Source organism: Cupriavidus plantarum (assembly GCF_905397285.1).
In the GTDB taxonomy this organism is placed as follows: domain Bacteria; phylum Pseudomonadota; class Gammaproteobacteria; order Burkholderiales; family Burkholderiaceae; genus Cupriavidus; species Cupriavidus plantarum.
Genome location: NZ_CAJPUX010000005.1, coordinates 147824 through 161314 on the forward strand (window position 1 = coordinate 147824; position 13491 = coordinate 161314).

Here is a 13491-nt window from a genome sequence, read left to right on the forward strand (position 1 = left end):
TGATTCGGATACCGCCACAGAGTGAGACCTATCAATGAAAACAATTTCGCATCATGCGCGGGTCCGACTTTGCTGAGTTGAAGGCCTTCGTCGCAGTCGTTGAGCGTCAGAGCTTCGCCCGTGCGGCAGAGCATCTGGGCCTATCCCCTTCGGCACTCAGCCAGACCATCCGACAGCTCGAAACCCGCATCGGCGCACGTCTTCTCCATCGCACGACGCGAAGCGTTGCGCCGTCGGCAAGCGGTGAGCAGTTGTACCGGCGTATCGCTCCTTTGTTTGCGGAGATGGCGGCTGCAGTCGCTGAAGCGAGTGAGGCGACAGGACAGATGAGCGGCACGCTTCGCATCAACACGCTGGGGATCGCGGCAAGAACCATCATTGCCCCGCGGCTTTCACGCTTTTATCGCGCACACCCTGAAGTGGTTCTCGACATCGTGGTCGATGACTCGCTGGCGGATATCGTGGCGGGTCGCTTCGACGCGGGCATCCGCGTGGGTAATCGCCTTGAGAAGGACATGGTGGCCGTCCGCCTCACGCCTGACCTGAATATGGTTGCCGTGGCATCCCCTGACTATCTGGCGCGTCGAGGCACACCTAAGTCCCCTGCCGATCTGCATCACCATACATGCATCAATTGGCGCCTCCAGATGGACGGCAAGCACTATCGCTGGGAGTTCAAGAAGCGAGGGAAACAACTTGAAGTTGCCGTGAACGGCCCTGTCATCACCAATCATGCTGACGTTGGAATCGCTGCTGCCCTGAACGGGCTCGGCATTGCCTATCACCTCGAACGAGACGGCGTGGGCGAGCATCTGGCCCAGGGACGACTAGTGCAGGTCCTTGCGGACTGGTCGATTTCGCGCCCGGGGCTGTACCTTTACTATCCGAGCAGGCAACATCGCCCCGCCCTCCTCGGCGCGTTCATCGACTGCCTCCTGGATCGCAAGCCGTTCGATCAGCCCTAGGCGTTATCTAGCGATTGCAGACATCCGGCCCCATTGAAAAGTCCTGGTTGATTGTCTTTCAACCCTGCGCGCATTGATCTCGGGTGCAGTCGGGTCAGAATTTCGGGAAACCCCATGCAAGTCCCATGCAAGTCATATCGCAGCCGATAGGAGATACCCGCATATGGCATTTCCCAGTTTGCAGCCTTTTCGCGCCGGCCTTGTCGCCGTGGCCATTTTCGCCAGCTTCGCTCTAACGTCGCGCCCGGCCAGCGCCACCGAATTCGCAAGCGCCGGAGATCGCAACAAACACATCGTCAGTGAAGCGTTTGACCGTTGGGCAAATGGCGGCGGCGGATTCTTCGATGAACTCCTGGCAGAGGATGTCATCTGGACGATCAAAGGTTCGAGTCCCAGCGCGGGGACGTTCCGGGGGCGCGCCGTCTTTATCGACAAGGCCGTGCGTCCATTCCAGTCTCGCCTGTCGACCCCGGTACGTCCCGTGCGCAAGCAGGTGTGGGCGGAGGGCGAACATGTGGTCGTCCAATGGGACGGAGAAGGCATGGCGCGTGACGGTGTTCCCTATCGCAACAGCTATGCCTGGATCCTGCGCATGCAAAGCGGTAAAGCCGCGGAGGTCACGGCGTTCCTCGACCTCGCCCCCTACGACGAGGTGCTACGCCGCGTTCCGGAACCCGTGAGCGGTGCGCCACGGTGACATCCGACATGGCTATGGAGATGCGTCCTGGCCGCTAGTGACGACGGCCTTCGTCACCGAGTACGTCGTCTCAACGGCCGTCGATGCCACGCTTACGGCTGCGGAACCCGCAGTGCTCGCGACCGACACGGCGGCACTTCCCACAGCGGCAGTCGCGCTGATGACAGTGCATCCGGTCATCGTCCATGTAGCAATGCATAGGACCCAGCCGGTACACAACCGACTGAGACGCGAACATCCGCCACTCGATGCACCCATGAATCTTCCTGTGCGAGGCGATGCGCTGATTGCAGGGAGGCCTCGCGCCTCGAGAACCGGCACTCCCCGATGAACCGTCCCCGATCAACACAGCGCATGCATGCCCGGTACGGTCCGCGACCGGCAGGCGCCGGAAATGGCGAAGATTACACCAGTCGGCGCGCCGGAGCTCCCATGAGGCCGTCACCTGGCCCCCGCGTACACCTTGGGTCGGCGTCGTGCCCAAGGCCTGGCCTGTTCCAGCTGCGACGCGAGCCGTAATAGTAGCGCTTCGCGCCCAAACCCGGCCGCGAACTGCATGCCGATCGGCAAGCCGGTCGTTGGATGCGTTTCAAGCGGAACGGACGCGGCGGGGACGCCGGCGACGTTGAACGGCGGTGTGAACGGCGAATGTTGAAACACGCGCTGCGTCCACGCCAGACCGGTCATCGCCTCGGCGCCCGCATCATACGTCCCGATTGCGGGTGGCATCTGCGGCAAGGTAGGTGTGAGCAACACATCGACCTCCTCGAACCACGCGCCGACCGAGCGCGAGACCGTGTTGCGCATGGCGAGTGCCGCGGCAAAGTCCGAAGCCTTTCCCTCCTTGCCATAGCGGAAACAGGCGAGCGTCGCCGGCTCTAGCGTCGTCTCGTCGACCGGACGACCGGTCGTGGATGCCAGGCCTTCGATCCAGCCGACGAGCGTTGCCGTCCATATGGTCGCGTTCATCTGCACGAATGCGTCCCAGGAAATGCCAAGGCCAGGCGTCGGCTGGACTTCGAACACGGTGTGGCCAAGATCCTCAAGAAGACGCGCGGTCGATAGCGTCGCCGCCGCAATGACCGGGTCGGTGCGTTCACCGTTCCACGGGTCGAGCAGCATGCCGATCTTCAGCTTGCCCGGGTCACGGCCGACTGCCGACAGGAAGCTCCGCGCCGGCGCCGCGGTGACATACGGGTCGCCGATCGCATGGCCGTGGATCGCGTCGAGCAGCGCGGCGCTGTCGCGCACGCTGCGGCTGACGCCCAATTGCACACCGAACCCAGCGAAGACCTCGTCCAGCGCTGGTCCGTTGGAGCTCCGGCCACGGGTCGGTTTGAGGCCGAACAATCCGTTGTAGGCAGCCGGTACCCGAATAGACCCTGCGGCATCGGTCGCATGAGCGAGCGGGACCACCCCGGCAGCGACCGCAGCGGCCGCACCACCGCTCGAGCCCCCCGCGCTCAGCGCCGGTTGCCACGGGTTACCGGTCGCTCCCTGCAGCACCGATTCCGTCGTGGTGCTAAATGCCATCTCCGGTGTCGCGGTGCGGCCGATCGTGACGAGCCCCGCGGCGCGGAAACGCGACATCAGCCACGAATCCTCGGCGGCAACGATGCCCTGTGCGAGCCGGCTACCCAGCTCGAGCTTCTTGCCTCGCATGCTCACCGCCAGGTCCTTGATCAGGAACGGCACCCCGGCCAGCGGCCCACCCTTTACGTCTCCGCTGCCGCCTTCGTTAGCGGGCCAGCTCTCGACGACGGCGTTGATGTCGCCGTTGACGCTGTCGATAGCCTCACGCGCAAGGTCTACGAGCTCCGCGGACGTGACATCGCCCTTCGCGACGAGCGCGGCCAGTCCAATGGCATCGTGTGCCGTGTATTCACTCAGATTCATGTTTTCCTCCCGTTCAGATGGAGGAAACGATAGGTCAGATCGAGCCGATCGATTAGGCCGTCAAACTGATAAGGATCGGTCCATCAATGAGACAATCGCAAACGATCACCTTTCATGACATTCATCGCGCACGGATTCCCGATGACCCGAGATCTCAACGACACGCTCATCTTTGTCAGCGTCGTGCAAACGGGAAGTTTCACCGCAGCGGCGGTCGCCCTGCAGATTCCCAAGGCAACGGTAAGCAGGCGCGTGCGCGCGCTCGAGGCGCATCTGGGCGCCGCCCTGCTGCACCGAACCACACGAAAGCTGCGCGTCACCGAGGCAGGCTCGGCTTATTACGAGCAATGCCACGGAATCGCCAGACAACTCGACGAAGCGGAGAACGCCGTACAGCAAATACGTGGGGCGCCCGGAGGCTGGCTGCGCGTAACGCTCCCCTATTCGTTCGGCGCGACATGGATTGCGCCGCTCATCGGAGGTTTTCGCGCGCGATACCCCGACGTCCGCATCGAAATTGTGGCGACGCACGTGCCGCTCGACCTGCTGGACGCGAACGTCGATGTCGCGTTGCGCCTCGGTGCGCTCCCCGACTCCAGCCTCGTGGCGCAACGGCTGGCGAGTTTCCCCACCTCCCTCTACGCCAGCCGCGCGTATATCGACCAGCATGGCGCGCCGGAGAGTCCCAACGATCTGCACCTCCACCCCACGCTCGCGCTGCATCAGGCGCGGACCGACAAGGGATACGTATGGCCGCTGCGCAAGCCGGGACGAAAAGCGAAATACTTCGCGCTGGATCCGGTGATCGTTGCAAGCGATCCCGTGTTGCTCGTGGACGCCGCCCGCGCGGGTAATGGCGTATTGCTGGCGATGGACGCCAGCATGGCACCCGAGGTCGCTGCCGGGCGTCTATGCAAGGTGCTGCCAGAATGGATCGGCCCGCCTCAAGACTTCAATGCGCTGTACCCGCGCGAGCGCGCGCCATCGCCAAAGCTCCGAGCGTTTCTGACCTACCTGAAGACGCAACTACGCTTCCCGCTCGCGTGACGGACCCATGCTTGTGCCGGTAGACATCGCCCGTGACGATGCCTTCAGGCACCGGCATCCCGAGTGTCCCGCACTACCGTCCGGAAGCCGATGTGGGAGGCGCATTGGCTTGGCAGGAATCTGCCGACCGAAGCCTGGCCGCGCTGCAGCAGCCTGCGCCAGTCGGAGCCGGTGAGCGGGTCAGCATCTCGCCTTCTTGGCCTGCCCCGGCGGACAGCCGCCATTTCCCTTGCCGCGGCCCGTGTAGTACTTCTCGCCTTTGGGTCCATTGTGCTTGCGCCAGTAAGCCGGGTCGCGATACGCCTCCCCGTCCCAGTAATAGCCTCTGCTATCGCGGCTGCCGAAGCTGATGACGACCGCCGGCCCCGGGATACCTGGAGCGCCGATGGCGACGTTGACATCGGCCGCGCCGGCAGTCCACGCGCTGCAGGCGAGCACGCCAGCAAGAACGGTTTTCCTCATCGAAGCTCCTCGATCTAAGTGGTAAGCGTGGCGTGAATCTTATCAGCGGGACAACACCCGCGGCGTACCTGTCCACCCCTCTAGGGTATTCCCGCAAGATGGTCTGGTGTTTGATACGGATGTGCGCCACGACGACCGTCCCGGCGTGAGTCTGTCACAGTCTGATGTGTCTCGTTCGTTGTTACGACTGGTTGCAATGCCGTTCCCATCTCCAGGTCGAGGCTGCTCTATGCTTCGGCTCCATCGTCGAGCCGAAAAGGAGAGGTAAAGGATGAAAACCAAGACCCAGATCAGTCTGAAGGCGATGCTGGCGGTAATGCCATTGCCCTTCATCGTTGCCGCATGCGGCGGCGGAGACGGAGGCGACAATACGGCAAGTCCGGCAAACACCGGCACCCTGCATGTCGCCATGACGGATGCGCCGTCCTGCGGCTTCGATCATGTGTACGTGACGGTCAACAAGGTACGCGTCAACAGCAGCGGCAATGCCGGTGACAACGACGGCGGCTGGACCGAAATCGCACTACCGACGCCGCAGAAGGTGGACCTCCTGTCGCTCACGAATGGCGTCCTCTTCGACATCGGCCGCGCGCCGCTGCCCGCCGGTCAGTACCAGCAAGTGCGGCTGGTGCTGAATGCCAATCAGGGCAACACCCTCGCCAACTCCGTTGTGGTGTCCGGCACGACCAACGAGGTGCCACTGGCAACGCCGAGCGCCGCGCAGAGCGGATACAAGATCATCCAGCCCTTCACCGTAGCCGCCAACACGCTGGTCGACCTGATCCTTGACTTCAACGCATGCAAGTCCATCGTCCAGCAGGGCAACGGCTCGTACAGCCTGAAGCCGGTGATCACGGCAACGCCGCTGACGGTGAGTGGCGCCATCTCGGGATTCCTGCCCCCCGCCCAGGCTGGCACAACGGTCTACGCCGAGCAGAACGGACAGATCATCCGCGGCACCGTGGCCGGCACGGATGGGAAGTTCGTGCTGACGCCGCTCATCCAGAGCAGCACGAATGGCGCCTATGACGTGGTGGTGGTGGACAACAAGCTCCCGTCGGGCCATGCGACGGGCATCATCCGCACGGTGCCGGTGACGGCGAGCGCGACGACCGCGGTATCGACCTCGGCTGCTCCGATCACGCTGCCCGCCTCCACGACCAATAGCGTCTCCGGCACGTCGACGCCCTCGGCACAGGCGTCCCTGCGAGCGCTGCAGACCATCGGCTCGGTCTCATACGAGATCGCTTCCGTGAACGCCAACCTCGATACCGGCGCATATGCCCTGGCACTTCCGGCGGCGGCGCCGCTGGTCGGCAACTACACCCCCGCGCTGCCGATCGCATTGTCCGCCGCGCCGGTCGCGGGCCAATACTCGGTACAGGCGACCAGCGCGTCCGGCGCGGTCCAGAGCAGCAACACCAGCGTGCTCAACGGCAGTCAAACCGTCAACTTCAGTTTCTAACCAGAGAAGGGGCGCCCGCCCCTGCATGACATGAAATATCTCGTCCTGATGTTCACGCTAGGCGCAACGCTGCTCGGCGGCTGCGCATACTACGTACCCGACCCCTACCCCGGCGGCCATCCGCAGGGCGGACCGGGCAACAATTTCTGCCCGCCCGGCCAGGCAAAGAAGGGCAACTGCTGATTGCATCGCGCCAGGCAACAAGGCCGGCCTGCAGGGGCTGGCCTTGTTCTTCCCCTCGATAAGTGAGAACGAGAATTCTCGCGATCAGTGCAACATTTCGTAACGCGCCAGCCCGCGCGCCGAGCATTCAGGATGTCGGCCTCGCAACGCCGCCATCAGAACCGATACCCCACCCCCGCCAGAAACACATCGGTGTCCCGGTCATACCCCGTGACGGTCCGGTTCCACGACACCCGCCCAAGCCAATGTTCACTGATTCGGTAGCTCGCCGACATCGTCAACAGCCCGGACCAGCGTGACGGGTCCCCTGTCGCGCCCTGCCCGCGCTTGCTGAGGTCGATGGCATAGTACGGACCGGCGCCGACGCCAAGCGTCAATGCATCATGGAAGAACGCCCGTTCCAGCCATAGCTGCGCCGCCACGCCGTTGCGGCGCAATGCCGAATTTTCGCCTTCGTTGATGTAGCTCACCGTGCCTGACACATAGCGAGCCAGGCCGCGGCGGTACTCGACGGCTTTGGCGAACGAGGATTCCGAGTCGAATGTGTTCACGATGGTCTGCCCCAGGAACACCGTGATCTCGTTCTGCGTGACGTTGTCCAACCGCGATGGCGGCGGCACGACGGGACCGCCGCGGTCGCCGCGGTCCAGCTGATAGCCCACGCCGATCAACAGCGTGTTCGTCTTGATGCTCGATGGCGTCTGCGCGCGGTTGTAGCGTGCCTGCACCATCCACGGACCGCCATTGACGTACCAGGTGGCCGCCACACTGGCCAGCAGGCCCCAGCCGTGATGATCGTCGGAGCTGCCGTCGTCGTTGCGGTCCGTCGTATCGAAATATCGATACGGACCCGCGCCGATGGCCAGATTGAAACGGCGATCGGCAAACGGGTAACGCCACCAGAGCTGAACGCTATGCCCATCCCGATGGTGCTTCGTGACGTGCCCCTCGTTGAGGTAGGAAAACGAGGCGTACCAGTTCTCCGCCAGATTGTGCTGATAGCTGTAGCTATAGCCGTAGCTGGTTTCGCCGCCGGCATCCGTACGCTGCAGGCCGCCCAGAACGAGCGCTTCCTGCGCGTGCACCTGCGCGATTGATGCTGCGCACACCAATACGGCAGGCACGCACAGGCTTCGCGCCCGTGCCACACGCGTGAGGAAAGACATGGAGGGATGGCCGGCTGTGGAGCTGATTCAGCTTAGCAACAAGGGCCGGTGCCCGCCACGCGCCAAAAGGATGGGACCTTACGGTCGGCTCGGGAAGATGCCTTGCGTGCAGATGACGTAGTACAGGCCGGTCGGCTCCAGGGCCCGCAGATCCGGCAGACGGAAGTTAGTGACGCCGTCGCCGCCAAACTTGGTGCCCAGCAGTGCGAAGAGAGCCTGATTGCTCTGAATGCTCATGACCCGCCCGTCGGCACGCATGCCGCCCGCCGCGAAGCTGGTGGCGGACAGCCACACCGTCGCCATCGTGCAGTCACCGCCGGTGCCGTCGCCTACGGTAGTGTCGGGATTGCCCAGGCCGGGAATCGTGCCGGCCGGACCCGTGGCGCCCGTTGCGCCGGTGGAACCGGTCGCGCCCGTGGCACCCGTTGCGCCCGTGGCGCCCGTGGCGCCGGTGGGCCCGGTGGCACCCGTCGCGCCCGTGGAGCCAGTGGCCCCAGTCGCGCCCGTCGCGCCGTTTGAACCGGTTGCGCCGGTGGGGCCGGTGGCGCCCGTCGGACCCGTAGCGCCTGTGGCACCCGTGGCGCCGTTAGCGCCGTTAGCACCCGTGGCACCTGTAGCACCCGTAGCACCGGTCGGCCCCTGCGGCCCCGTCGCGCCGGGCGACCCATCCACGCCGTTTGCGCCCGTCGCGCCGGTGGCACCCGTTGCGCCCGTGGCACCCGTTGCTCCAGTGGGGCCCACCGGACCGACCTTGCCCTGCGCCACATCGCTCGATAGCGCGGCCAGCGTCGAATTGGCCTGCTTGAGCTTGGCCGCAATCTCTTCCAGGCGATCGTCGTACTTGTCGCCGTTGCGGGGATTGAACTTCTGATTCAGCAGATTCAGCGAATCGGCGTCAACGCCGAGGGACGCCAGACGCTGCTTGACCTGCGTGATGGCAAGCGCCAGCTTGTCGCTCGCAGCCGCGGCGGACACCGTCGAGAAACTGGTGAAAAACGCTTCGGTATCCGCATTGCCGGACGCGGCGGCAACGACGAGTTCGGTAATCGGCGTGACGTTGGTCGTGCCGGCCGTTTCGATGTACGAATGCAACACTTCGCCCGTGGCAGTGGTCACGCGCAACACGCACGGCAGGGCCAGATTTGCCGTGGTAGCGCTCCAGCTGCCATCCGTGCCGGTGGTCACGGTCGCTTGACCGCTGACGCATTTGATCGTCAGCGCGGCGTTGGTGATCGGCGCACCCGTAGCCGCCGTGCCCGAAATCGTCGCCGCAGGCAGTACCGTCGGAGTGCTTGCGCTGGTTCCTGTGCTGTCATCGCCGCCGCAGCTTGCAAGAAGTACAGCCGTGGCAATCGAAAGGGCGGCAGCCCATTGTCGTTGTTTCATTTTTCCCGTTCCCGTCAAAGATTGATAGATTTCGAAGACCCGACCTCCGGCGCGGTGATGTGGACCGCTGCGCGTGGCGGCCAGCATGTTATCGATGATCGGTTCAAACGGGGCGTTGCATTTCGCCCCCACGTCGGAGGGGCAGACAGACTGCACGCGCGATTCGCGCGGGACCGGCAAAGCGGGTATCCTTCGCCCGGATTTTTGCCACTCGGAGAGTCTGACGTGCCCCGCATCTGCCTGAACATGATCGTCAAGGACGAAGCCCCGGTGATCGAACGCTGCCTGGCCAGCGTGAAGCCGTGGATCGACCATTGGGTCATCGTGGACACGGGCTCGGGCGATGGCACGCAGGACACGATCCGCCGATTCATGGCGGACGTGCCGGGCACCCTGCATGAACGGCCATGGCGCGATTTTGCGCACAACCGCAATGAGGCCATGGCGCTCGCCCGCATGGCGATGACGGGCGCGGACGATTACGTGCTGTGTATCGATGCCGACGAGACGCTCCACATGGAAGCTGGCTTCGCGTGGCCCGACCTGCAGGCCGACGGCTACCAGTTTCGCTGCGAGCTCGATGGCTGGCTCTACCTGCGCAACGCGCTGGTACGCGCGCGTCAGCCATGGCGGTGGGAAGGCGTGCTGCACGAATTCCTGACGCAGGACGTGCCGCATTGCTGGGAGGCGCTGCCTCACGCCACCATCGTCGTGTCGCGCGACGGCGCACGCGCGCGCGATCCGCAAACGTACCTGCGCGACATCGAGGTATTGGAGAAGGCAGTTCGCGATGCCCCCGATAACACGCGCTATCGCTTCTATCTCGCGCAAAGCTATCGCGATGCGGGCAAGCTTGAAGAGGCCATCCACCACTACGAGGCACGCGCCGCGATGGGCGGCTGGGAAGAGGAAGTCTGGTACGCGTGCTTTCAAATCGGCGCGCTGCGAGAACGCCGCGGCGACGCGCGGGAGGCAGTTCAGTCAGCCTATCTCGATGCCTATCAGCTCCGCCCCACGCGCGCGGAGCCGCTCTGCGCGCTGGCGCGCTACCACCGGCTGCGAAGCGAATACGCGCTTGCCCACCTTTACGCGCAACAGGCCGCCGCGGTGCCGCGCCCAGCCGACTCGCTGTTCATCGACAATTCCGTCTATGCCTGGCGCGCACTGGATGAACTCGTCGTCAGCGCGTATTACGTGGGCGCCATCGAACAGGGCCGCGACGCGCTGCAGCGGCTGCTTGCGGACGGGCAATTTCCCGAAAGCGAACGCGGCCGCATCGAGGGCAATTGCCGGTACTTCGGTCTCTGACAGCGTTGGTCGTCCGGCACGCTCGTTGCTCTCCCGCCTCAGTGAGGCTCGGCCTCTCAACGCTTAGGAGAGTCAGATGGCGGATAAGCAGCAACAAGACGGCGGTTCAGGGAAAGAAGGCAAGCTGAACCCAATCGAACTTCAAAAGGCCCTGAAGGGCATGGATTACCCTGCGAACCGGGATGCGCTAGTGTCGCTGGCGCAGAAGAACGGAGCGAAGGACGACATCATTGAAGCCCTCGGCCGTATCCCGGACCGCGATTATGAAGACCCGGCCCAGGTTTCCGAGGCCGTGGCGCATCACTAGTCTCCTGCATCCGGGGCCATGCGATACGGACCCGGTGCAGAAGAGGTCGCCATGTTTTTCAATGGGGACGCAAAAGTTACTGTAGGCGTCCTCGGCCTCTGCCCTCGGCCGAGTAGTGTTGGCACCGTACGAGTGGCTCGCCGCGATCAGTTGCCGCTGGCGACGCGCGTGTCCAGCGATCGTCGAAGCGCTGCTTCAGATGTCCTGCCTCTCATCACGCCGGCAGCCGGTGGACATCATGGAAAGCGTCCGACATCTTCGACTCATCACGGAAGACGGTGCGCGTCAGCGCCTCGGAGGTCGACCAGAGCCGAGCCGCGGCGCCGATATCCAGCGCTTGCGGAGGAATGGCCGCGGAGGTCGGATAGCCCCGCATTTCGGCGAGCCCGTCGGGGCCATAGTAATTCCCACCGCGCGCCAGCGGCGAGGTCGCCGCGAACAGTGTTGGCAACGCGCCCTGCTCCGCTGGCTGAAACAGGAACCACATGAAACGGCGAACCATGCCGGCGACGCTCCATGCCCCCGCGCCATTAGGCAGCAGGTCCGTGCGGGAGATGCCCGGATGGGCGGCGATGCTCTGGATGTTCCAGCCGGCGGCATCGCTGCGGCGCTGAAGCTCCAGCGCGAACATCAGGCACGCGAGTTTCGATTGGCTGTAAGCCGACATCGGCCTGTAGCTGCGCTCCGCCTGCAGATCGCCGAAGTCGATCGCTCCGGCCCTTGCCGCAACGCTCGACAGGGTAATGACGCGCGCCTGGTTGCTGTTGCGCAGCAGAGGCAGAAGCTGCGCGGTCAACGCGAAGTGCCCCAGGTAATTCGTGCCCCACTGCAACTCGAAACCGTCGGGCGTCGCCCGTCGCGTCGGCGGCGTCATCACCGCCGCGTTGTTGACCAGGATATCAAGCTTGCTTCGAGAATTGCGCAGGCCTTCCGCGAAGAGCTGTATCGACGCGAGGCTGGCAAGGTCCAGCAGGCCGAATGCCACATTGGCGCCCGGAATTTTCCAGCGGATCTCGTTCACGGCTGCCGCCCCTTTGGCGGGGTTTCGGCCGGCAATGATCACGTCCGCACCCGCACGAGCCAGTGCAAGCGCATCCTGGAATCCCAGGCCACCAGTGCCCGTGACGACCGCTGTGCGGCCGCGTTGGGAGGGGATGTCGGAAGCTGTCCAATGGGTCATGGTTCTTGCCTGTAGAGGGTGTGGAGGGCTACACTGGGTGCACACATTCATTTACTGAGTGCGAATATTATTGCACTGAGTGCAGTATTGCAAGAACCCAAAAGATGCCAGGAAAGATGACTGTCGTGGGCGCTCCGAGATCGGAAGGCTTGCGGGAAAGAAAGCAACGTGAAACGCGGCAGCGAATCGCGGAGGTCGCGCTGCGCATGTTCCTCGCCGATGGCTACGAAGGCACGACACTGGACGCGATTGCGGATGCGGCAGGAATCTCCCGCCGCACCTTCTTCTCGTACTTCAAGTCGAAGGACGACATCATCCTGTTCGGACTGGAGGCCGATTCAGCCGAGTTGATCGCGGATCTGCTCAAGACATCGCCCGACGTGGCGCCGTTGGACGCGGTGCGCGACGTGATGGTCAAACGCATTGCGCGCTATACGACCGAGGAGATGACGGCCATCGACAACCTCATGCTATCGAGCGAATCGCTGCTCGCACGCAAGCAAGCGTTCTACGTGAGGCAGGAGCAGGCGCTGTTTCTCGCGCTGCGCGAGGTGTGGCGACAGCCCGAACGGCAGACGACGCTTCGGATGATTGCCATGGCTTCCGTCGGGGCCCTGAGGCTTGCGCTGCAAGCGTGGCGAGAGCAGACCGGCGCGCGAAAGCCGGCGGCAAAATTTCTGCAAGACGCATTCGAGAGTCTCCGGGCGGGGCTTTGAGGAGATGCCGGCTGGGGCGGCCTCGTGACGCCGGGCTATCGGTCCGCCAAGTTCAACCCCCCTTATCCAACCTCAACTCACCACGCTGGACGCGCCAATCGCCGATCCCAGCGCGCGCAATGCTCCGCGTTCGTCGTTGTCGGTGACATGCGCTTGCAGGACGAGCGCTCGCCTCGGCAAGGCGGGCACTCAGAATCGGCCCCGTCTGCAGCGCCGCGCCCGGCTGAGGGCAACAGACCACAGGGGTTCGGATGTCAGATGTCCAGCAACGCAGGGGAAATGCCAAACGCTGCGGCGAGCTTTTCGCGCGTTGCCTTGCGCATCCGCCCTTTGCCGTTCTCCTGTTCGGCGTACGCTGGCTGACTGATACCGAGACGCGATGCGACTTCCTTCTGCGTCAACCCCAGATGCTCACGCCACGCGCGCGCGGGAGACACGTCGTCTACGAGCAGCATGCGTGCGACCTCGTGGGGCACCCCGTCCTTGTCCTGCGCGCGTTGCTTGATGTAATCCGCATAGGGGATCACGACGAACGCAGGCTGCCCCTTGTCGTCGTGGATGATTTGCACGTGCGGCATCATGTCCATGGCATATTTTTCCTTGTTCCCGCGGCAATGGAACGCCGTCGCGCCCACCAAGATTTTTTGCTTCCGACAACGTACGGCACCAAGCCGCGCCTGTGAATGCGACGATTCTCAAATTCGGATGCAAGG

At 63.9% G+C, this 13491-nt stretch carries 14 protein-coding genes; 8 read left to right on the forward strand and 6 right to left on the reverse strand.

Going from position 1 to position 13491, the window contains the following annotated elements; all coding sequences use genetic code 11:
* Positions 1-53: 53 nt before the first annotated feature.
* Both KHP16_RS20700 and KHP16_RS20705 read left to right on the forward strand, forming a co-directional pair.
* A complete protein-coding gene (locus KHP16_RS20700; RefSeq protein WP_109584038.1) occupies positions 54-965 on the forward strand; it encodes a LysR family transcriptional regulator in 912 nt (303 codons plus the stop codon).
* A 163-nt stretch (positions 966-1128) separates the two neighbouring features.
* On the forward strand, positions 1129-1662 hold the full coding sequence (locus KHP16_RS20705) for a nuclear transport factor 2 family protein (protein WP_211961027.1): 534 nt from the start codon (positions 1129-1131) through the stop codon (positions 1660-1662).
* A 441-nt stretch (positions 1663-2103) separates the two neighbouring features.
* On the opposite strand, the gene KHP16_RS20710 is transcribed toward KHP16_RS20705, so the two are convergent.
* Positions 2104-3558, reverse strand: coding sequence for an amidase (locus KHP16_RS20710; RefSeq protein WP_211961028.1), 1455 nt, complete (start codon positions 3556-3558; stop codon positions 2104-2106).
* A 114-nt stretch (positions 3559-3672) separates the two neighbouring features.
* On the opposite strand from KHP16_RS20710, the gene KHP16_RS20715 reads away from it, so the two are divergent.
* Positions 3673-4605, forward strand: a complete 933-nt coding sequence (locus tag KHP16_RS20715) for a LysR family transcriptional regulator (protein ID WP_244835927.1) — start codon at positions 3673-3675, stop codon at positions 4603-4605.
* Positions 4606-4785: 180 nt separating this feature from the next.
* Here the strand turns inward: KHP16_RS20715 and KHP16_RS20720 are convergent, their stop codons facing one another.
* Positions 4786-5067, reverse strand: coding sequence for a DUF2502 domain-containing protein (locus tag KHP16_RS20720; protein WP_115954349.1), 282 nt, complete (start codon positions 5065-5067; stop codon positions 4786-4788).
* Positions 5068-5338: 271 nt separating this feature from the next.
* Here KHP16_RS20720 and KHP16_RS20725 point away from each other — a divergent pair, with 271 nt between their 5' ends.
* On the forward strand, positions 5339-6532 hold the full coding sequence (locus KHP16_RS20725; RefSeq protein WP_211961029.1) for a DUF4382 domain-containing protein: 1194 nt from the start codon (positions 5339-5341) through the stop codon (positions 6530-6532).
* 30 nt (positions 6533-6562) lie between these two features.
* On the forward strand, positions 6563-6715 hold the full coding sequence (locus KHP16_RS20730) for a hypothetical protein (RefSeq protein ID WP_211961030.1): 153 nt from the start codon (positions 6563-6565) through the stop codon (positions 6713-6715).
* Positions 6716-6870: 155 nt separating this feature from the next.
* On the opposite strand, the gene KHP16_RS20735 is transcribed toward KHP16_RS20730, so the two are convergent.
* Both KHP16_RS20735 and KHP16_RS28585 read right to left on the reverse strand, forming a co-directional pair.
* Positions 6871-7881 carry an outer membrane beta-barrel protein gene (locus tag KHP16_RS20735; RefSeq protein WP_115954347.1) on the reverse strand — a complete coding sequence of 337 codons (1011 nt, stop codon included), beginning with the start codon at positions 7879-7881 and terminating at the stop codon, positions 6871-6873.
* A 78-nt stretch (positions 7882-7959) separates the two neighbouring features.
* Entirely contained in the window at positions 7960-9267 is a 1308-nt protein-coding gene (locus KHP16_RS28585; protein WP_211961031.1) for a tail fiber protein, read from the reverse strand.
* Positions 9268-9492: 225 nt separating this feature from the next.
* Between KHP16_RS28585 and KHP16_RS20745 the strand changes: the two genes are divergently transcribed.
* Complete coding sequence (locus tag KHP16_RS20745; protein ID WP_244835929.1) at positions 9493-10575, forward strand: tetratricopeptide repeat-containing glycosyltransferase; 1083 nt, start codon at positions 9493-9495, stop codon at positions 10573-10575.
* A gap of 76 nt (positions 10576-10651) precedes the next feature.
* The gene (locus KHP16_RS20750; protein ID WP_109584030.1) at positions 10652-10882 is read left to right on the forward strand and encodes a DUF2795 domain-containing protein; all 231 of its coding nucleotides are present in this window, start codon (positions 10652-10654) and stop codon (positions 10880-10882) included.
* Positions 10883-11096: 214 nt separating this feature from the next.
* Here the strand turns inward: KHP16_RS20750 and KHP16_RS20755 are convergent, their stop codons facing one another.
* Positions 11097-12062 (reverse strand): SDR family oxidoreductase, encoded by a 966-nt coding sequence (locus KHP16_RS20755; RefSeq protein ID WP_211961032.1) that lies wholly within the window; start codon positions 12060-12062, stop codon positions 11097-11099.
* 116 nt (positions 12063-12178) lie between these two features.
* On the opposite strand from KHP16_RS20755, the gene KHP16_RS20760 reads away from it, so the two are divergent.
* Positions 12179-12778 (forward strand): TetR/AcrR family transcriptional regulator, encoded by a 600-nt coding sequence (locus tag KHP16_RS20760; RefSeq protein WP_259463792.1) that lies wholly within the window; start codon positions 12179-12181, stop codon positions 12776-12778.
* Between the two features lie 254 nt (positions 12779-13032).
* Here KHP16_RS20760 and KHP16_RS20765 read toward each other — a convergent pair whose 3' ends face one another.
* Complete coding sequence (locus tag KHP16_RS20765; protein WP_211961033.1) at positions 13033-13365, reverse strand: helix-turn-helix domain-containing protein; 333 nt, start codon at positions 13363-13365, stop codon at positions 13033-13035.
* Between the last annotated feature and the right edge of the window lie 126 nt (positions 13366-13491).